The 18,062-nt window shown below is 65.4% G+C and carries 14 protein-coding genes and 2 tRNA genes; 5 read left to right on the top strand and 11 right to left on the bottom strand.

The genetic code is table 11. From position 1 onward, the window contains the following. Positions 1–5: 5 nt before the first annotated feature. Positions 6–1,910: a threonine--tRNA ligase gene (gene thrS / locus EDF74_RS14005; protein WP_123730651.1), complete on the bottom strand. Its 1,905-nt coding sequence runs from the start codon at positions 1,908–1,910 to the stop codon at positions 6–8. A 344-nt stretch (positions 1,911–2,254) separates the two neighbouring features. On the opposite strand from thrS, the gene EDF74_RS14000 reads away from it, so the two are divergent. From EDF74_RS14000 to EDF74_RS13985, 4 genes are all read left to right on the top strand, one after another. Next, entirely contained in the window at positions 2,255–2,551 is a 297-nt protein-coding gene (locus EDF74_RS14000; RefSeq protein WP_123730650.1) for a hypothetical protein, read from the top strand. Next, a complete protein-coding gene (locus EDF74_RS13995) occupies positions 2,551–2,814 on the top strand; it encodes a hypothetical protein (protein ID WP_123730649.1) in 264 nt (87 codons plus the stop codon). The genes EDF74_RS14000 and EDF74_RS13995 overlap by 1 nt, the downstream gene beginning before the upstream one ends. 10 nt (positions 2,815–2,824) lie before the next feature. Then, positions 2,825–4,390, top strand: coding sequence for a PepSY-associated TM helix domain-containing protein (locus EDF74_RS13990; protein WP_123730648.1), 1,566 nt, complete (start codon positions 2,825–2,827; stop codon positions 4,388–4,390). A 108-nt stretch (positions 4,391–4,498) separates the two neighbouring features. After that, entirely contained in the window at positions 4,499–5,575 is a 1,077-nt protein-coding gene (locus EDF74_RS13985; protein WP_123730647.1) for a serine hydrolase domain-containing protein, read from the top strand. Here EDF74_RS13985 and EDF74_RS13980 read toward each other — a convergent pair. Next, positions 5,544–7,142 (bottom strand): winged helix-turn-helix domain-containing protein, encoded by a 1,599-nt coding sequence (locus EDF74_RS13980; protein WP_123730890.1) that lies wholly within the window; start codon positions 7,140–7,142, stop codon positions 5,544–5,546. The genes EDF74_RS13985 and EDF74_RS13980 overlap by 32 nt on opposite strands. A 148-nt stretch (positions 7,143–7,290) precedes the next feature. On the opposite strand from EDF74_RS13980, the gene EDF74_RS13975 reads away from it, so the two are divergent. Beyond that, the gene (locus tag EDF74_RS13975) at positions 7,291–7,674 is read left to right on the top strand and encodes a VOC family protein (RefSeq protein ID WP_184997311.1); all 384 of its coding nucleotides are present in this window, start codon (positions 7,291–7,293) and stop codon (positions 7,672–7,674) included. Positions 7,675–7,806: 132 nt separating this feature from the next. Here the strand turns inward: EDF74_RS13975 and pnp are convergent, their stop codons facing one another. The 9 genes from pnp to EDF74_RS13930 form a co-directional block, all read right to left on the bottom strand. Continuing rightward, positions 7,807–9,918: a polyribonucleotide nucleotidyltransferase gene (gene pnp / locus EDF74_RS13970; protein ID WP_121038382.1), complete on the bottom strand. Its 2,112-nt coding sequence runs from the start codon at positions 9,916–9,918 to the stop codon at positions 7,807–7,809. Between the two features lie 147 nt (positions 9,919–10,065). After that, complete coding sequence (rpsO, locus tag EDF74_RS13965; protein ID WP_123730645.1) at positions 10,066–10,326, bottom strand: 30S ribosomal protein S15; 261 nt, start codon at positions 10,324–10,326, stop codon at positions 10,066–10,068. Between the two features lie 172 nt (positions 10,327–10,498). After that, positions 10,499–11,410 (bottom strand): tRNA pseudouridine(55) synthase TruB, encoded by a 912-nt coding sequence (gene truB, locus EDF74_RS13960; RefSeq protein ID WP_123730644.1) that lies wholly within the window; start codon positions 11,408–11,410, stop codon positions 10,499–10,501. A 118-nt stretch (positions 11,411–11,528) separates the two neighbouring features. Next, complete coding sequence (gene rbfA, locus EDF74_RS13955; protein WP_123730643.1) at positions 11,529–11,966, bottom strand: 30S ribosome-binding factor RbfA; 438 nt, start codon at positions 11,964–11,966, stop codon at positions 11,529–11,531. 75 nt (positions 11,967–12,041) lie between these two features. Next, entirely contained in the window at positions 12,042–14,684 is a 2,643-nt protein-coding gene (gene infB, locus EDF74_RS13950) for a translation initiation factor IF-2 (RefSeq protein ID WP_123730642.1), read from the bottom strand. A 95-nt stretch (positions 14,685–14,779) separates the two neighbouring features. Beyond that, positions 14,780–16,291 carry a transcription termination factor NusA gene (nusA, locus tag EDF74_RS13945; protein WP_121038394.1) on the bottom strand — a complete coding sequence of 504 codons (1,512 nt, stop codon included), beginning with the start codon at positions 16,289–16,291 and terminating at the stop codon, positions 14,780–14,782. A 4-nt stretch (positions 16,292–16,295) separates the two neighbouring features. Next, positions 16,296–16,886 (bottom strand): ribosome maturation factor RimP, encoded by a 591-nt coding sequence (gene rimP / locus EDF74_RS13940; protein ID WP_123730641.1) that lies wholly within the window; start codon positions 16,884–16,886, stop codon positions 16,296–16,298. Positions 16,887–17,626: 740 nt separating this feature from the next. Continuing rightward, positions 17,627–17,703: transfer RNA gene (locus EDF74_RS13935), tRNA-Met, on the bottom strand. A 188-nt stretch (positions 17,704–17,891) separates the two neighbouring features. Further along, a tRNA-Met gene (locus EDF74_RS13930) sits at positions 17,892–17,968 on the bottom strand. Positions 17,969–18,062 lie beyond the last annotated feature (94 nt).

Below are 18,062 nucleotides of genomic sequence, written 5' to 3'. Positions count from 1 at the left end.
CTTTCTTACACGGACTGTTCTGCCTGCAACCGCTCGATGAAGGCCTGGACGGACATGCTGCCCAGATCTTCGCCAGAGCGCGTACGCACGGCCACGGCGCCATTTTCCTTCTCACGGTCGCCAACCACCAGCAGGTACGGGACCCGCTGCAGCGTATGCTCGCGAATCTTATATCCGATCTTCTCGTTGCGCAAATCGGCGTTCACGCGGAAGCCTTGATCTGCAAGGGTTTTCCGTACTTCGCTGACGTATTCAGCCTGCGCATCGGTGATATTGGCCACCACCACCTGGGTCGGAGCCAGCCAGGACGGGAAGGACCCGGCGTGGTGTTCGATCAGGATGCCGATGAACCGCTCCATCGAGCCGACGATCGCCCGGTGCAGCATGACCGGGTGCTTTTTCTGGCTGTTTTCGTCCACGTACTCGGCGCCGAGGCGGCCGGGCATCATGAAATCGACCTGCATCGTGCCCAGCTGCCAGGTACGGCCGATGGCGTCCTTGAGGTGGTACTCGATCTTCGGGCCGTAGAAGGCGCCCTCGCCCGGCAGCTCCTGCCATTCCACGCCACAGTTGCCCAGCGCCGAACGCAGCGCGGCTTCGGCCTTGTCCCAGGTGGCGTCATCGCCGAGGCGCTTTTCCGGGCGCAGCGCGATCTTGATCTGGATCTCGTCGAAACCGAAGGTCGTGTACACCGCCAGCGCCTGCTGGTGGAAGGCCGTCACTTCGGCTTCGATCTGCGACTCGGTGCAGAACACGTGGCCGTCGTCCTGGGTGAAACCACGCACGCGCAGGATGCCGTGCAGCGCGCCGGAGGGCTCGTTGCGGTGGCACGAACCGAACTCGCCGTAGCGGATCGGCAGATCGCGGTAGCTGTGCAGGCCCTGGTTGAACACCTGGATGTGGCCCGGGCAGTTCATCGGCTTGACCGCGTAGGTGCGCTTCTCCGATTCGGTGAAGAACATGTTTTCCTGGTAGTTGTCCCAGTGGCCGGACTTCTGCCACAGCGACACATCCAGGATCTGCGGGCAGCGCACTTCGCCGTAGCCGCTGTCGCGGTACACACGGCGCATGTGCTGCTCGACCACCTGCCACAGCGCCCAGCCCTTGGGGTGCCAGAACACCAGGCCCGGGGCCTCTTCCTGCAGGTGGAACAGCTCCTGCTGCTTGCCGATGCGGCGGTGATCGCGCATTTCGGCTTCTTCGATGCGCTTGATGTAGGCCTCAAGCTGCTTCTTGTCGGCCCAGGCGGTGCCGTAGATGCGCTGCAGCTGCTCGTTCTTGGCATCGCCGCGCCAGTAGGCCCCGGAAATGCGGGTCAGCTTGAAGGCCTTCAGGAAGCGCGTGTTGGGCACGTGCGGGCCTCGGCACATGTCCACGTATTCCTGGTGGTAGTACATGCCCATGGCCTGGATATCCGGCGACATGTCGTCGATCAGGCGCAGCTTGTAGTCTTCGCCACGCGCCTTGAAGATCTCGATGACCTCCGCACGCGGGGTAACCTTCTTGATGACGTCGTAGTCCTGCGCGATCAGCTCGGCCATGCGCTTTTCGATGGCGGCCATGTCGTCGGGCGTGAACGGACGCTCGGAGTAGATGTCGTAGTAGAAGCCTTCGGCGATGACCGGGCCGATCACCATCTTGACGTCCGGGTACAGCTGCTTGACCGCATGACCGACCAGATGGGCGGCGGAGTGGCGGATGATCTCAACGCCCTCCTCGTCCTTGGCGGTGATGATGCGCAGGCTGGCATCGTGGTCGATAACGTCACTGGCATCGACCAGCACGCCATCCACGGCACCGGCGATGGTGGCCTTGGCCAGGCCGGCGCCGATGGACTGGGCGACGTCCATGACACTGACGGGGTTTTCGAATTCACGGCGGCTGCCGTCGGGGAGCGTGATCGCGATCATGAGAGTGCTTTGGTCTGGTGGCCCGCAAGGGGGCCTGGAGAATCCGGGGGCGAGGCAATAAAAAAGCGCCACGAGGGCGCCTGCGTCAGGGGCCGTCGGGGGCGTTCAGCGGTGGGCGGTGGTAGTGCTCATGTCACACGCTAGACCGGCGCAGGGCGCGGGCCACCTTGTTGCCTCGATAGAGATGCCCTGATCTTAAACCAATCCGCCGATGAATGCGCCGCTCCGACTGCGGCCAAGCAACAGGACCGCCTGAATGCGCCCGTGTGGCGCCCACAAACCGCAATGATTACCATGCGCGGATTACTGTCCTGCCCGGAACAGGTTTGCTGATTGGATTGCCGATGATCACTGTTGCCCTGACCTCGCTCGGCTTCTGCAGCCTGGCGCTGGTCGGCTCCGCGTTTTCCGCGCTGGCGCTGTATGCCGCCTCACCGCACTGCCGCTGGCCGCGCCTGCGCCGTGCCGGCCGCCTTGGCCGGCAGATCAGTCTGGTGGCTGCGGTGGCGGCGCTGTGGCTGTGGATCGCCAATCTGGGCATCGCCACCGGCGTGGTGGTGATGCTGTGCAGCTGGATGCTGGCGGCGGTCCTGCTGCCGCTGCTTGCTGCCTGGCACCGCCCGGCACAGGTGATGCGCTGATGTGGGCCCGCGCGGGCGCCGGCCTCCTGGCGGGCTTCTTCGTCGCGGCCGCGGCCACCGGCCTGGTCGCCTGGCTGCCGCCGGGGCCGTGGCAGAGCGCGCTGGTACCCAGCCTGATCGCCTTCATTCCGCTGTGGATGCTGGCGGCGATCTGGGCCTTCAGCTTCCGCACCGGGCTGCGGGCGTGGGCCGTGATGAGCGCGACCGCCCTGGCCGGATTTGGCCTGTTGTGGCTGCTGCGCCTGACCGGCGCGGTGCAATGAGAGCGATACGATGAAGTTCAGTTCCCAGACCCTGCGTACCTTCACCACGCTGCATACGTGGGTCGGCCTGGTGGCCGGTTTCGCGCTGTTCGTGGCGTTCTACGCCGGTGCGCTGACCCTGTTCCACCACGATCTGCCGCTGTGGCAGACCCCGCATGCGGTCGACACCCCGGCCGCGAGCCTGGACGACGCGCAGCGCCTGCTCGAGGGGGTGCTCGAGCGCCACCCGGCCGCACGCGCCCACGTGGGCATGACCTTCCCGGGGGCGGATCATCCGCAGCCGATCGCGTATTGGCAGGATGCCAAGGGCACCTGGCTGTACGCTTGGCTGGACCATTACGACGGCAGCGTGACCCCGCCACAGACCGGGCTGGCCGAGCTGGTCAACGAGCTGCATTACAGTCTGGGCCTGCCGGTCGCGGGCACCTACCTGATGGGCATCGTCAGCCTGCTGTATGGCGTGGCCCTGCTCAGTGGCCTGGTCATCCACCTGCCCAAACTGCTGGGCGATCTGTTCGCGCTGCGCCCGGGCCGCAACCTCAAGCAGATGTGGCAGGACGCGCACAACGTGATCGGCGTGCTCAGCCTGCCCTTCCATCTGATGTTCGCGGTCACCGGCGCCCTGCTGTGCCTGGTGTTCCTGCAGATGGCGGCGCTGAATCCGCTGATCTTCGACGGCAAGCTGCTGCAGGCGGTGCCGGCGGCGATGGACACCGCCCCGGTACGCGAGCCCAGCGGCCAGCCCGGCGATGGAACCCAGCTGCGCATGCTGCATGCACGCGCCATCGAGGTAGCGCGCGCGCAGGGCGTGGCCGATTTCGAACCGGCCTTCCTGAAGCTGGCCCATGCCGGCGATGCCAACGCGACGATCGAGATCACCGGCGAATCCGGCGGCACCCTGGGGCCGCTCGGCGCGGTCGGCCTGGATGCCGCCACCGGCCGCCTGCTGAGCAGCCAGCTGCCCGGCCAGCGCGATGCCAATCACGCCACCCTCAGCGCGGCCTACGCGCTGCACTTCGGCGAGTTCGGCAATGGCGTGGTGGTGTGGCTGTACTTCCTGCTCGGCCTGGGCGGCGCCTTCCTGTTCTACTCGGGCAACCTGCTGTGGATCGAATCGCGGCGCAAGCGGCGCCAGGTGGAACAGGGGCGCGCGCAGATCAACATGGCCCGGGCCACGGTGGGGGTCTGTATCGGGCTGTGCGTGGCGGTCTCGGCGAGCTTCGTGGGCGCCCAGATCCTGGAGCAGATCGCGCCACAGGCGGTCGATCACGGCATCCGCTGGATCTGTTTCACCACCTGGGCCGCGTGTGCACTGTGGGCGGCACTGCGCCGCCCCGACCAGGCCGCCCGTGAGCTGCTCTGGGCGGCCGCCATCAGCACCGCACTGGTGGCGGTGGCGCACGGCGGCCTGACCGGCTACTGGCCGTGGACGAGCGCGGCACGCGGCTACTGGCCGCTGTTCTGGGTGGATGCGGTGGCACTCGCACTGGCATTCGGATTTGCCACGCTGGCGCGCGCGAGCCTGCGCCGCGCGCGGCATGGCGACCCGAACAGCGTCTGGAGTGCACCGCGCTGATTACACTGGAGGCCTGCTACGGCGGGCTTTCAGAATTCTTCAGCCACGTTTCCAGCACTTCAGACCGCATCATGGCGTAGTCGGCCCTCATCTCGAGGAGCCTTGCCCATGCACCACTACCGACACCCATTTGCCACCCTGGCCTTCGCCCTGGCGGCCGCCCTGCCACTGACCGCTCCCGCCGCACCCACGGCGCTGGACAGCGCCCGGATCACCGCGCTGGAGTCGGCGATCGCCAGCCAGGACATCAAACAGATCACCAGCGTGCTGCTGCTGGTGGACGGCCAGGTGGCGTACGAGGGCTACTTCAACGGTGGCACGGCGGAGACCCTCAATGACGTGCGCTCGGCCAGCAAGAGCGTGACCGCGCTGCTGGTCGGTGCGGCCATCGGCGACGGGTCCCTGCCCGGCGTGCAGGCCCGTGTGTACGACTACTTTCCCGCGTTCACCGCCGGCCATTCCGTCGATCCCCGGCTGCGCGCAATGACGGTGGAAGACCTGCTCACCATGAGCACCCTGTGGGAGTGCGATGACGAGAATGCGTTCTCGGCCGGCAACGAAGAGCGCATGTACGTGACCGAGCACTGGCTGGACTTCGCGCTGTCGCTGCCGGTCAAAGGCTTCGCACCGTGGATGACGCGACCGGAAGACAGCCCGCACGGCCGCGCGCATGCCTACTGCACGGCCAATTCCTTCGTACTCGGCGCGGTGCTGGAGCAAGCCACGAAGCGGCCCTTGGCCGACTACGCCGCGCAGGTGCTGGAGCGTCCGCTGGGCATCACCACGAGCACATGGAACCGCTCACCGGAGGGCATCGGCATGGGCGGCGGTGGAACGCGCTACCGCAGCCGGGACCTGGCGCGGTTGGGCGAACTGGTACTGGCCGAGGGACGCTGGCAGGGCAAGCAGCTGATCCCGACCCGCTATGTGCGCGCGATGCTCAGCGCGCAGGCCTCCGCCGGTGATGGCAGCGACTACGGCTATCAGTGGTGGGGGCTGAAGCTTCCGGTCGATGGGCACGAAACCACGGTCTGGACGATGTCCGGCAACGGTGGCAACTACGTGTTCGTGATGCCGGAGAAACAGCTGGTGGCGGTGATCACCAGCCAGGCCTACAACCGCAGCTACGCCCACCCGCAGTCGCGCCGCATCCTTACCGAGTTCCTGCTGCCCGCGCTGCGCTGAGGCCATCGAGGTCTGTTGGCCGCCACGGGGCGGCCAACACCCGGGCACGCTGGGCAGATACGTCCGCCTCGATCGTGTCGAGCAGTCCCTGCCAGCCCGCCGCATCATGCAGCGGGGCAAACAAGGAGGTGGCGCGCAGCCACGCCGCATCGCGGAAGCCGGCGTCCACTGCGTGATGCAGGGCCGCCAGCGCAGCTGCTTCATCGCCTTGGGCCTGCAGCAACAGTGCACGCTCCAGCGCGGTGTCGGACCAGCCATCGTCGCCCTGCCCTTTCAGCAGCCGCAGACGCTCGGCAATCCATCCCGGTGTGGGTGCTGGATCGCCATACAGGCCAGCCAGGGTCTGCCCCATCGACTGCTGTGGGCGTAGTGCCCGGCTCTGCTCGAAGGCGTCAGCGGCCCCCTTGCGATTTCCGTTCAACAACCGCAGTTCGCCCTGCAGGCGCAGCAGTTGCGGATGCGGCGTGCCGCGCGCCAGCGCCTGATCGAGGGCCTGCTGCGCCTTGCCTGGCTCGCCCATCGCCAGCAGGCTGTGCGGCCAGGCAATGTTGGTGAACACATTGTCGGGATAGAGCTGGAAGTTGTGTGCATGGCGGCGCGCGGCGGCATCGGTGAAACCGAGCAGCTCCAGTTCGCGCGCGACCTGCACGTCGCGGAAGCGGACACGCTCCGGAGCCCGCAGCGACAGGTTGTCCTGCAGTGCCTGCGCGAGGTGCCCGCGCTCCTGATGCAGATAGGCCAGCGAGGCGCGGGTGCGCTCGTCATCCGGGTCGCGCTGCAGGGCCTGTTGATAGTCGGCCATGGCCTGCGGCATCGCGCCGAGGCAATCGTAGGCGTAGCCCCGCGCCGCCCATCCGGCCGCATCGTCGGGCGCCATGCGGACCACCTGGCCGGCCAGCACCAATGCGTCCTGCGCGCGCTCGCGGGCGCCATTGAACAGGCAGGCATCGGCAGCCAGCGCCCGCGCAAGCCCGCGCCGCGCTGCCAACGATTCGGGGTCGATCTGCAGCGCCTGGCGGTACAACGCCATCGCGCGCTCGTTGTTGCTGGCCTGCCCGATGCCCGCGTAATACGCAGCGCGCTGCAGCACCGGATCGGCAGGCGACGTCGGCGCGGTACCGGAACGGATCACGATGAACGCGGCAACCGCTGCGGACGCTGTCACTCCCGCTGCCAGCCAGACCCGGTGTGCGCGTCCGCGTCTGCGTGGCGCGCGGGCATCCTCGGCGGTGACGTTGGCAACGGTGTCGTGCATTACCGGCTTCGGCGATGCGCACAGCTGGTAGCCACGGCCGCGCACCGAGCGCACATACCGTGGCCGTCGGCTGTCATCGCCCAAGGCCTGCCTGAGCAACTTCACCCGCTGGCTGATCGCATCCTCACCGACCACCGCCGGTGCCCACACCTGATCGGCCAGCGCGTCGAAATCGACGACGGCGTCGCCATGCGCCAGCAGACACTCCAACAGCCGCCAACTCAGCCCGTTGACCGGCAACACCTCATCGCCGCGCCGCACCTGCTGTGCGGTGCGGTCGATGTGCAGATCCAGCAGTGTGCAAGTGCCCATGCCGCCCAGCATAGGGCACTGCCTGCAGGCGCGGCAGGAAGCGCTCGATGAGGAGGCCCGGCAGCGCAAGGCATTCACCTGCGGCTTGCGTGCACGGCCTTACAGTTCCACCGCATTCCCTCACTGCTGCGTGACACCGATGACCGACCTGCATATCGACCGATTGGACCATCTGGTCCTGACCGTGGCGGATGTCGCCGCGACCTGCGCGTTTTACCAGCGTGTGCTGGGCATGGAGGTGGAGACCTTCGGCGAAGGCCGCAAGGCGCTGCGCTTCGGGCTGCAGAAGATCAACCTGCATGCGCACGGGCGCGAGTTCGAGCCCAAGGCCGAGCGACCCACACCGGGCTCGGCGGACCTGTGCCTGATCACCTACGCGACGATGGACGAGATCCTGGCGCATCTGCAGGCACAGGGGGTCACCGTCGAAGAAGGCCCCGTACAGCGGACCGGTGCGACCGGACCGATCCTGTCGGTGTATTTCCGCGATCTGGACCGGAATCTGATCGAGGTGTCGCGCTATCTGGCATAGCGCTGCACGGCGGAGTGGTTCGGTTGGCTCGAAACGCGGGCACAAAAAAAGCGGGCCGAAGCCCGCTTTTTCTTGTCTGCGTAGGCGTGAGGACCGACGGTCCTCACCTACCGCGAGATCGGCGTGGGCCGATTACTCGGCGGCCGGGGCGCCCTCGCCTTCTTCGACGGCCTTCATCGACAGGCGGATACGGCCCTGCTTGTCGACTTCCAGCACCTTGACCTTGACCACATCGCCTTCCTTCAGCACATCGCCGACCTTCTCGACGCGGTCGCTGGAGATCTGCGACACGTGGACCAGACCGTCCTTGCCCGGCAGGATCGTGACGAACGCACCGAAGTCCATGATCTTGGCGACCTTGCCTTCGTAGATGCGGCCCGGCTCGACGTCCGAGGTGATCTGCTCGATGCGGGCCTTGGCAGCCTGCGCAGCGATGGCGTTGACCGACGCGATGACGATGGTGCCGTCATCCTGGATGTCGATCTGGGTGCCGGTTTCCTTGGTGATGGCCTGGATGGTGGAACCACCCTTGCCGATCACTTCGCGGATCTTGTCCGGGTGGATCTTGATGGTCAGCAGGCGCGGCGCGTAGTCCGACAGCTCTTCGCGCGGAGCGGTCAGGCCGTGGGCCATTTCACCCAGGATGTGCAGACGGCCAGCCTTGGCCTGCTGCAGTGCCTGCTTCATGATCTCTTCGGTGATGCCTTCGATCTTGATGTCCATCTGCAGGGCGGAGATGCCCTCAGCGGTACCGGCGACCTTGAAGTCCATGTCGCCCAGGTGATCTTCGTCACCCAGGATGTCGGACAGGACGACGAAGCGCTCGCCTTCCTTGACCAGACCCATGGCGATACCGGCCACCGGCGACTTCACCGGCACACCGGCGTCCATCAGGGCCAGCGAGGAACCGCAGACCGAGGCCATCGACGAGGAGCCGTTGGATTCGGTGATTTCCGAGACCACGCGGATGGTGTACGGGAAGGCTTCCAGCGACGGCATCACTGCCAGCACGCCGCGCTTGGCGAGACGGCCGTGACCGATTTCGCGACGCTTCGGGCCCATCATGCGGCCGGTCTCACCCACCGAGTAGGGGGGGAAGTTGTAATGGAAGAGGAAGTTTTCCTTGTACTCACCGGCGACGGCATCGATGACCTGGCCATCACGGGCGGTGCCCAGGGTGATGGTCACGATGGCCTGCGTTTCACCGCGGGTGAACAGCGAGGAGCCGTGGGTACGCGGCAGGATGCCGGTCTTCACCGAGATCGGGCGGACGGTGTCCAGCGCACGGCCGTCGATGCGGACCTTGGTGTCCAGCACCGAGTTGCGCATGGTGCTGTATTCCAGCTCGCCGAATTCCTTCGACAGCTCGGCCGGGTTCCAGCCTTCGGCGGCCACACGGCCAGCCAGCGACTCGACCACATCCTTCTTGATCGCCGAGATGGCGTCACGGCGCTGCAGCTTGTCGCGCACCTGGAAGGCTTCGCCCAGGCGCGGGCCGATGGCTTCCTGCAGGGCGCTGATCAGCACGTCGTTCTTGGCCGGGGCTTCCCAGGTCGACGGCTTGGTGCCGGCTTCCACGGTCAGCTCGTTGATCGCGTTGATGACCTTCTGCATTTCGCGGTGACCGAAGGTCACAGCGCCCAGCATCACGTCTTCGGACAGCAGCGCGGCTTCGGATTCCACCATCAGCACAGCATTGGCGGTACCGGCGACAACCAGCTCCAGCTCCGAATCCTTCAGTTCGGTCACGGTCGGGTTGAGGATGTACTCACCGTTCTTGTAACCCACCTTGGCGGCGGCGATCGGACCCTTGAACGGGGTGCCGGCCAGCGACAGCGCAGCCGAGGCGCCGATCAGGGCAGCGATGTCGCCATCGATGTCCGGGTTCAGCGACATCACCGTGGCGATGATCTGAACTTCGTTCTTGTAGTCTTCCGGGAACAGCGGACGGATCGGGCGATCGATCAGGCGCGAAATCAGCGTCTCTTTTTCGGTCGCGCGGCCTTCGCGCTTGAAGAAACCGCCCGGGATACGGCCACCTGCGTAGAACTTCTCCTGATAGTCGCAGGTCAGGGGGAAGAAGTCCTGGCCCTCACGCGCGCTCTTGGCGGCAACGGCGGAGACCAGCAGCACGGTGTCGTCGAACTTGACGATGACGGCACCGCCGGCCTGACGGGCGATTTCGCCGGTTTCAAGCGTGACGGTGTGCTTGCCGTACTGGAAGGTTTTGGTGATTTTTGCCACGGGGGTTTCCTTGGATGATGCTTTCTTCAATGGACCGCGGGCGACCCTTGCCGCCGACGGGTGACCGGTTGTCCGGCCCATACGTTTGATGCGGTACTGCCAAAACAAAACCGCGGCGCATTCCTGCGCCGCGGTGGGGGTTCGTGCTTAGCGACGCAGGCCGAGCTTTTCGATCAGGGCCTTGTAACGCGGAGCGTCTTTCTTCTTCAGGTAGTCCAGCAGGCTGCGGCGGCGGTTGACCATCTGCAGCAGACCACGACGGCTGTGGTGATCCTTCTTGTGGGTCTTGAAGTGGCCGGTCAGCAGTTCGATGCGGGCGGTCAGCAGAGCGACCTGGACTTCCGGGGAGCCGGTGTCAGCCGTGCTGCGCTTGTTGTCTTCAATGACTTTCTGGGTGTCGATCGACATATCTGTTTTCTCTTGGATGCGTGGCCCGCAGAAACGTCCTGGTGACGTACCGCGCGACTCGCCGTTAACGAAAGGATGAACCCGCAGAACGCGGGAAGCCTGAAAAGGCCGCGGAATTGTAACGTCCGCGGGCGTCCGGAACAAGGACCGGGGTGGTGTCCGGCCCGCTCGCTCAGAGGTTGAACAGGCGCTGCGGGGCCAGCAGACCGGTCTCGTCGACCTGGCCCAGGCCCTGGATTGCCTCCGCCGGGCCGAAGACCACCACCCCACCCTGCGGCCAGCTGGCGTCCCGGATCCGCTGCCCCACGCGGAAGCGAGGGGTCTGCTCGTCGTCCAGCGTCACCCGGGGGTAATGGGCCAGACCTGCGTCCAGTGGCAGCAACAGGGCCTCCATGCCGGCCTCATCGCCCTGCTCGGCCAAGGCGCGCAGGGTGTCCAGGGTGACCATCGGCGCCTCACGGAAGGGATCCACCCAGAGTCGGCGCAGGCCGGCGATATGGGCGCCGCAGCCCAGCGTCTCGCCAAGATCGCGGGCCAGGCTGCGGATATAGGTGCCTGAACCGCAGGTCACCCGCAGCGACAGCCGGGTCGGCTGCTGCGCCAGCACCTCCAGGGCGTGGACCTCCACATCGCGCTCCGGCGCGTCGATCGCCTCGCCACGGCGCGCCTTCAGGTACAGCGGCTCGCCGCCCTGCTTGAGCGCGGAGTAGATCGGGGCGCGCTGGCGGATGCGACCGCGCAGCGGTGCCAGCGCCCCCTCCAGTTCGGCCGCACTGATGGCCGGGACCGGCCGCTCGCGCAGCACGGCGCCATCGGAATCATCGGTATCGGTGGTCTGGCCCAGCACCACTTCGGCGTCATAGGCCTTGGCCGAGCCGAGCAGCAGGCCGGCAATCTTGGTGGCCTCACCGAAGCACAGTGGCAGCAGACCGGTGGCCAGCGGATCCAGGCTGCCGGTATGGCCGCCCTTCTCGGCGCGGTACAGGCGGCGGGCCACCTGCAGGGCCGCGTTGGAGCTCATGCCGGTCGGCTTGTCGAGCAGCAGGATGCCATCCAGGCGGCGGAATGAAATTCGGGGTGCCATGCATTCAATTCAAAACGGCGCCGTGTGGCGCTGCCGGTCAATCCGGCCTCCGGCGGAGCGGTCGCACTGCGACAGGCCCCGCCCCATAAGACAACAGCCCTTTCGGGCTGTTGGTCCATCAGGCTTTCTTGTCGCCTTCGTCGGCGTCTTCGCCTTCGTCGACGTCATCTTCGCCGCCGTCATCGCCCTGCCGACTTTTTTCTGCCGCCAGCGTATCGGGCAGATCGCGCAGGATGTTGTCGATACGCTCGCCGCGATCCACCGAATCATCGTAGTGGAAGTGCAGCTCGGGCACGTGGCGCAGCTTCATCGCACGCGCCAGCTCCATCCGCAGCTCCCAGGCCAATTCCTTCAGGCCTTTCATGGCCTCCACCGAACGTTCGGGCATCAGCGCGGTGACGAAGATCTTGGCATGCGCCATGTCACGGGTGATTTCCACGTCGGAGACGCTCACCGAAGGCAGGCCGTGTACACGCACGGCGTTGTGCACGAGCGTCCCCAGTTCGCGGCGGATCTGGGCGGAAACACGGTCGGTTCGATGGAAGGTCTTTGGCACGGTAGGCGGACTCGTCTTGAAGGGTGATGCGTAAGCGAAAAAGCCGGACCGCGCGATGCGGTCCGGCCTGGAACATTACAGGGTGCGCGGCACTTCGATACGCTCGAAGCACTCGATCTGATCACCCGGCTTGACGTCGTTGTAAGCCTTCACGCCGATACCGCATTCGGTACCGTTGCGGACTTCTTCGACGTTCTCCTTGAAGCGACGCAGCGATTCCAGCTCGCCTTCGAAGACCACGACGCTGTCGCGCAGGACGCGGATCGGCTTGCTGCGCTTCACCGTACCTTCGATGATCATGCAGCCTGCGACCGCACCGAACTTCGAGCTGCGGAACACATCGCGGACCTGGGCGATACCGATGATCTCTTCGCGGATTTCCACGCCGAGCAGACCGGAGGCCACCTGCTTCACCTGATCGATCACGTCATAGATGATCGAGAAGTAACGCAGGTCCACACCGTTGGACTCGATGATGCGACGCGCGGAGGCGTCGGCACGCACGTTGAAGCCGATCACGGTGGCCTTGGAGGCAACCGCCGAGTTGGCGTCCGATTCGGTGATGCCGCCCACGCCGGAGTGGATCACGTTGATGCGGATGTCGTCGTTGGACAGCGCGACCAGTGCCTGGCTCAGCGCCTGCACCGAACCCTGCACGTCGGCCTTGATCACCAGGTTCAGCACCTGCTGGCCATCGCCCTTGCCCAGGGTCGCCATGATGTCTTCCATGCGGCTGCCCGCGGACTGCACCAGGCGCGATTCACGGCGCTTGGTTTCGCGCTGCTGCGCAACGTCCTTGGCCAGACGCTCGTCTTCGACCACAACGAAGTCATCACCGGCATCCGGCACGCCGGACAGACCCAGCACCTGCACCGGAATCGACGGGCCAGCCTGGTCAGGCTGTGCGCCGGTTTCGTCGAACAGGGCGCGCACGCGGCCGTACTGGATACCGCAGACCAGGTAATCGCCCTTCTTCAGCGAACCCTGCTGCACCAGCACGGTGGCGATCGGGCCACGGCCCTTGTCCAGCGAGGACTCGATGACCACGCCGGTGGCGCGACCGTCGGCCACGGCCTTCAGTTCCAGCAGTTCGGCCTGGATCGAGATCGCATCCAGCAGGTCGTCGATGCCCAGACCGGCCTTGGCCGAGATCTCGACCATCTGCACGTCACCACCGAAATCTTCGGAGACGACCTGCTCGGTGAGCAGCTCGTTCTTGACGCGCATCGGATCGGCACCGGACTTGTCGATCTTGTTGATCGCCACGATCAGCGGCACACCCGCCGAACGGGCGTGCTGGATGGCTTCCTTGGTCTGCGGCATGACGCCGTCATCGGCAGCCACCACCAGTACCACGATGTCGGTCAGCTTGGCACCGCGGGCACGCATGGACGTAAACGCCGCGTGGCCCGGTGTATCCAGGAAGCTGATCACGCCCTTCGGCGTTTCAACATGGTACGCACCGATGTGCTGGGTGATGCCACCGGCTTCGCCCGTGGCGACCTTGGTGCGGCGGATGTAATCCAGCAGCGAGGTCTTGCCGTGGTCGACGTGGCCCATGATGGTGACCACCGGCGGACGTGCCACCGGCTCGCCCTGGTTGCCACCGGCCAGCGCCAGCAGCGCGTCTTCGGCGTCGTTGGTGTTGGCACGGATCACGTTGTGGCCGAGTTCTTCGGTCACCAGCGCGGCAGTGTCATGGTCGATGGTCTGGGTGATGGTCGCCATGACGCCCATCTTGAACAGCGCCTTGACCACATCGCCGCCCTTGACGGCCAGCTTCTGGGCCAGATCGGCGACGGTGATGGTGTCGCCGATGGTGACGTCACGCACGATCGGAGCGACCGGACGTTCGAAGCCATGGGCACCACCGCCGCTGCGCGACTGGTTGCTGTCACGGCGGCTGCCGTGCTGCACGCGCCCGGTCGGACGACCGCGCGAGTTGCTGTTGTTGCCGCGGCGGGCACGATCGGCGGCCGACAGATGCAGCTGACCGGCAAAGCGGTTGCCACCATCGTCATCGCGCTTGGCGCCCGGACGGTTGTTGTTGTTGTTCGAATTGCGATCGTCCGAACGCGGTGCCGGACGGGCAGCCGACGGTGCAGCCGGGCGCGCGTTGCGGGCCGGTGCATCGGCAGCAGCCGGCTTGGCCGCAGCCGGGGTCGGGGCCGGCGGTGCGTTCTTGGCCGCTTCAGCAGCGGCTTCGGCCGCCTTGCGCTCGGCTTCGGCACGTTCCTTGGCGTCGATTTCTTCCTGACGCTTGCGGGCGATTTCTTCGTCGCGCGCACGGTCCTTCTCGGCCAGTGCGCGCTGCTCGTCCAGATTGCGCTGGCGGGATTCCTCCAGCTTGCGCAGGATGTCGGCGCGCTCCTCATCCGCGGTCATCGGCTTGCCGCTGGCGTCCTTCATGTAGGTACGCTTCTGGCGCACTTCCACGTTGACGGTGGTCTTGCTGCGGCCGGCGCTGACGGTCACTTCCTGCAACTTGCGACGGTTCAGGGTGATCTTCTTGGCGGCTTCGTCGGTGCTCTCGACGGGCTGCTCGGTCTTGCCGTGCGAGCGACGAAGGAAGCCCAGGAGCTTCACCTTTTCGGTACTGGTCACGACCTGGTCGGGACCGCTGAACTTCATGCCGGCTTCGGCAAGTTGTACGAGCAGTTTATCGACCGGGGTGTTGACCAGTTCGGCAAGCTTGCGGATGGTGGTTTGCTGCGACATTCGGATCCTATGATCTGGTTGGCGCTCCCTCGAAACGTGCGAAGGCAGCGCGGAGTCTAAGCCCTGAGCGGGTCAGGGCACTGTTCATCGCTGGCTCATTCGCCGCGCTCCAGGCGGGCGATCTCCTCGGCTCGGGCGGCAAGGATCAGGGCGGCGGCGCGCTCCTGATCCATGTCCTCGATGCCGAACTCGAGGATCTCGTCGGCGGCCAGGTCCGACAGGTCCTCACTGGTACGCACGCCGTGACCGGCCAGGGCGTAGGCAGTTGCCTCGTCCATGCCTTCCAGGGCGAGCAGGTCTTCCGACGGCGAGCCGTCTTCCAGACCTTCTTCCACCGCGAGCGCTTCGTTGAGCAGCGCATCGCGGGCACGGGCACGCAGCTCTTCGACGATGTCTTCGTCGAAGCCTTCCACGGCCAGCAGTTCGCCGACCGGGACGTAGGCGATTTCTTCCACGGTGTTGAAGCCTTCGGTCACCAGGATGGCGGCGATTTCTTCATCCACTTCCAGCTTGTCCATGAACAGCTGACGGGCAACGCCCTGCTCTGCCTCGGACTTGGCGGTCACCTGGTCCTGGGTCATCACATTGAGCTGCCAACCGGTCAGGCGACTGGCAAGACGGACGTTCTGGCCGCCCTTGCCGATCGCCTGGGCCAGGCGCTCTTCCGCCACGGCCAGGTCCATCGAGTGCTTTTCTTCATCGACGATGATCGACTGCACTTCCGCCGGCGCCATCGCGTTGATGACGAAGTTGGCGGGGTTCTCGTTCCACAGCACGATGTCCACGCGCTCGCCATTGAGCTCGTTGGACACGGCCTGCACGCGCGAACCGCGCATGCCGATGCAGGCACCGATCGGATCGGTACGCGAATCGTGGGCCAGCACGGCGATCTTGGCGCGGTCGCCCGGATCACGTGCACAGGCCTTGATCTCGACCAGGCCCTGGCCGACTTCCGGCACTTCGAGCTTGAACAGTTCGATCATGAATTCCGGGGCGGCGCGGCTGATGAACAGCTGCGGGCCACGCGGTTCCGAACGGACTTCGGCCAGGTAACCGCGCACGCGGTCGCCAGCGCGCAGTACGTCGCGCGGAATGCCCTTGTCCTTCGGAATGAAGGCCTCGGCGTTGCCGCCCAGGTCCACATAGATGTTGCCGCGCTCGGCGCGCTTGACCACACCGGTGACCAGCTCGCCGACGCGATCCTTCCACGCATCGACCACCTGCTGACGCTCGGCCTCGCGCACGCGCTGGACGATCACCTGCTTGGCGGCCTGTGCGGCGATGCGGCCGAAGTCCGGGTTTTCGATCTGCTCTTCGATGTAGTCGCCGACTTCCACGCCGTCGGCTTCATCGATGGCGTCCATCAGACGGATCTGGCGGTCCGGGGACTCCATGACCACGTCATCGGCCACCACTTCCCAGCGGCGGAAGGTTTCGTAGTTGCCGTCCTTGTGGTCGATCGACACACGGGCCAGCACTTCTTCTTCCGGGTAACGCTTTTTGGCAGCCGAAGCCAACGCTGCCTCGATGGCATCGAAGATGACTTCGCGCGGGACGCCTTTTTCGTTGGCGACCGCATCCACTACCAGCAAAAGTTCCTTGCTCATTGGCTCACTCCGCCCGCGGCTTTTTGGCCGCCTGCTCGTTGGATGGTTTCTTGTTCGCCTTGCCACCCTGTTTGGGTGCCGGGCCAGTCGGTTTGGTCGGAGCCAGGCCGAGGGCGGCCCAGTCCGGCATGATGCGTGCCTTGTCGATGTTGTCGATGTCGGCGGTAAACGGGGCATTGTCGACCTTGAAGGTGACCGTGCCTTGTTCGATATCCACGGCGAGGATCTCGCCCTGCAGACGGCGGCGGCCATCCTGCGGCAGGCTCAGCGTCACCTTGGCCGATTCGCCGATGGCGCGCTCGAACTGGTCGCCGGTGAACAGCGGGCGGTCCACGCCGGGCGAAGACACTTCCAGCGTGTAGTTCGCCGTGATCGGGTCCTCGACGTCCAGCTGGGCGGACACTTCGCGGCTGACGCGTTCGCAGTCGTCGATGTTGACGATGCGCTCGGGCTGTTCGGCCAGCGGCACGTCGATGTACAAACGCAGCGTGGCACCACCCGGGGCGGTCAGGTATTCCACGCCCAGCAGCTCGAGACCCAGCGACTGAACGGTGGGGGCGAGCAGATTCGCGATTTCGGTTGCCTTGTCGCTCACAGTCGGCCTTGATTCGTTGAAAGAGATACGGGTCTGGTCCGTGGCATGGACCACCTTCCGGAAACAACAAAGGGCCCGTTGGGCCCCTGTCCGGTACAACTCCGGTCATGCTGGATTCCGGTGCAGATGCGCACGTGGTGCGTTCCTGCGAGCCCAGCGTTCCGGGGGTCACGGCGGCCTGGGTACAGGTTGCCGTTCCTGGAAGCCGGTTGCGGGGCCTGTTCATTTCCGTTGACAGGATATGAGTAGACAGTCCGCTAAGCCACTGATGATAGCCGTTGCACCGCGCTGGTGCAATGGCTGGGGTGGTTTGTGGTGCCTGTATTCGGAAAGCTGAACGGCCGAAGCCGGCTGTTTGGGCTTTCGTCCAGGGCATCGGTGCAGGCAGGTCCGCGGGACGCGCCGTGAACCCGTCCATGGGGGCTCATGGGCGACATCCATGTCGCCCAATGGTCCCGCCAACCTGCCTGCACCGCTGCCTACGGAAATGGCTGGCAAGTCACTGAGGTCACAAGCAAAGCGGGCAGCATTTGAGGCGACGACGTGTCATTGACCCTGAGTGCCTGTCGATCATCGTCGGCGCAGCTGGACCCGCAGCCGCCACCACTCCGCCAACCTTCCACCGTGGTGCCGTGTGCCGTGTGCCGTGTGCCGTGTGCCCGTCGATGCCATAACGAAAAAAGCGACCTCGTTGCCGAGATCGCCTTTTCGTCTACTGCATCTGCACTGCAGATTTTCTGTGGTAGCGGGGGCAGGATTTGAACCTGCGACCTTCGGGTTATGAGCCCGACGAGCTGCCAGACTGCTCCACCCCGCAGCAGAAGCGGAATTGTAAGGGAGTTTGAGTTCCCGTGCAACCCCTTTGAAACATCGGCTGTGCAACAGCCCTTGAGCCAAAGCCAAAGCCAAACAACCAAGGCGAGCCAGACCCCGAAACGAAAAAAGCGACACCGTCTCCGGTATCGCTTGATTCGTCCACTGCCTCCGGTTTGCACCGGAGCTATATGGTAGCGGGGGCAGGATTTGAACCTGCGACCTTCGGGTTATGAGCCCGACGAGCTGCCAGACTGCTCCACCCCGCAGCAGAAGCGGATGAGTGCGGAAGACCCGGGGGACTTCCTAGCAACGATGTTCTGGCGAAACCGCTGCATCAACAACTCAGGAGATGAATATTAC

Origin of the sequence: Stenotrophomonas rhizophila (assembly GCF_003751305.1) — a bacterium.
In the GTDB taxonomy this organism is placed as follows: Bacteria; Pseudomonadota; Gammaproteobacteria; order Xanthomonadales; family Xanthomonadaceae; genus Stenotrophomonas; species Stenotrophomonas rhizophila_B.
This window is presented reverse-complemented; position numbering and strand designations above follow the sequence as displayed.

What these genes read in the sequence shown, in the direction of transcription:
- thrS (WP_123730651.1), bottom strand. Translation starts at nt 1,910, where the DNA reads ATGATCGCGATCACGCTCCCCGACGGCAGCCGCCGTGAATTCGAAAAC.
- EDF74_RS14000 (WP_123730650.1), top strand. Translation starts at nt 2,255, where the DNA reads ATGATCACTGTTGCCCTGACCTCGCTCGGCTTCTGCAGCCTGGCGCTG.
- EDF74_RS13995 (WP_123730649.1), top strand. Translation starts at nt 2,551, where the DNA reads ATGTGGGCCCGCGCGGGCGCCGGCCTCCTGGCGGGCTTCTTCGTCGCG.
- EDF74_RS13990 (WP_123730648.1), top strand. Translation starts at nt 2,825, where the DNA reads ATGAAGTTCAGTTCCCAGACCCTGCGTACCTTCACCACGCTGCATACG.
- EDF74_RS13985 (WP_123730647.1), top strand. Translation starts at nt 4,499, where the DNA reads ATGCACCACTACCGACACCCATTTGCCACCCTGGCCTTCGCCCTGGCG.
- EDF74_RS13980 (WP_123730890.1), bottom strand. Translation starts at nt 7,142, where the DNA reads ATGGGCACTTGCACACTGCTGGATCTGCACATCGACCGCACCGCACAG.
- rpsO (WP_123730645.1), bottom strand. Translation starts at nt 10,326, where the DNA reads ATGTCGATCGACACCCAGAAAGTCATTGAAGACAACAAGCGCAGCACG.
- truB (WP_123730644.1), bottom strand. Translation starts at nt 11,410, where the DNA reads ATGGCACCCCGAATTTCATTCCGCCGCCTGGATGGCATCCTGCTGCTC.
- infB (WP_123730642.1), bottom strand. Translation starts at nt 14,684, where the DNA reads ATGTCGCAGCAAACCACCATCCGCAAGCTTGCCGAACTGGTCAACACC.
- nusA (WP_121038394.1), bottom strand. Translation starts at nt 16,291, where the DNA reads ATGAGCAAGGAACTTTTGCTGGTAGTGGATGCGGTCGCCAACGAAAAA.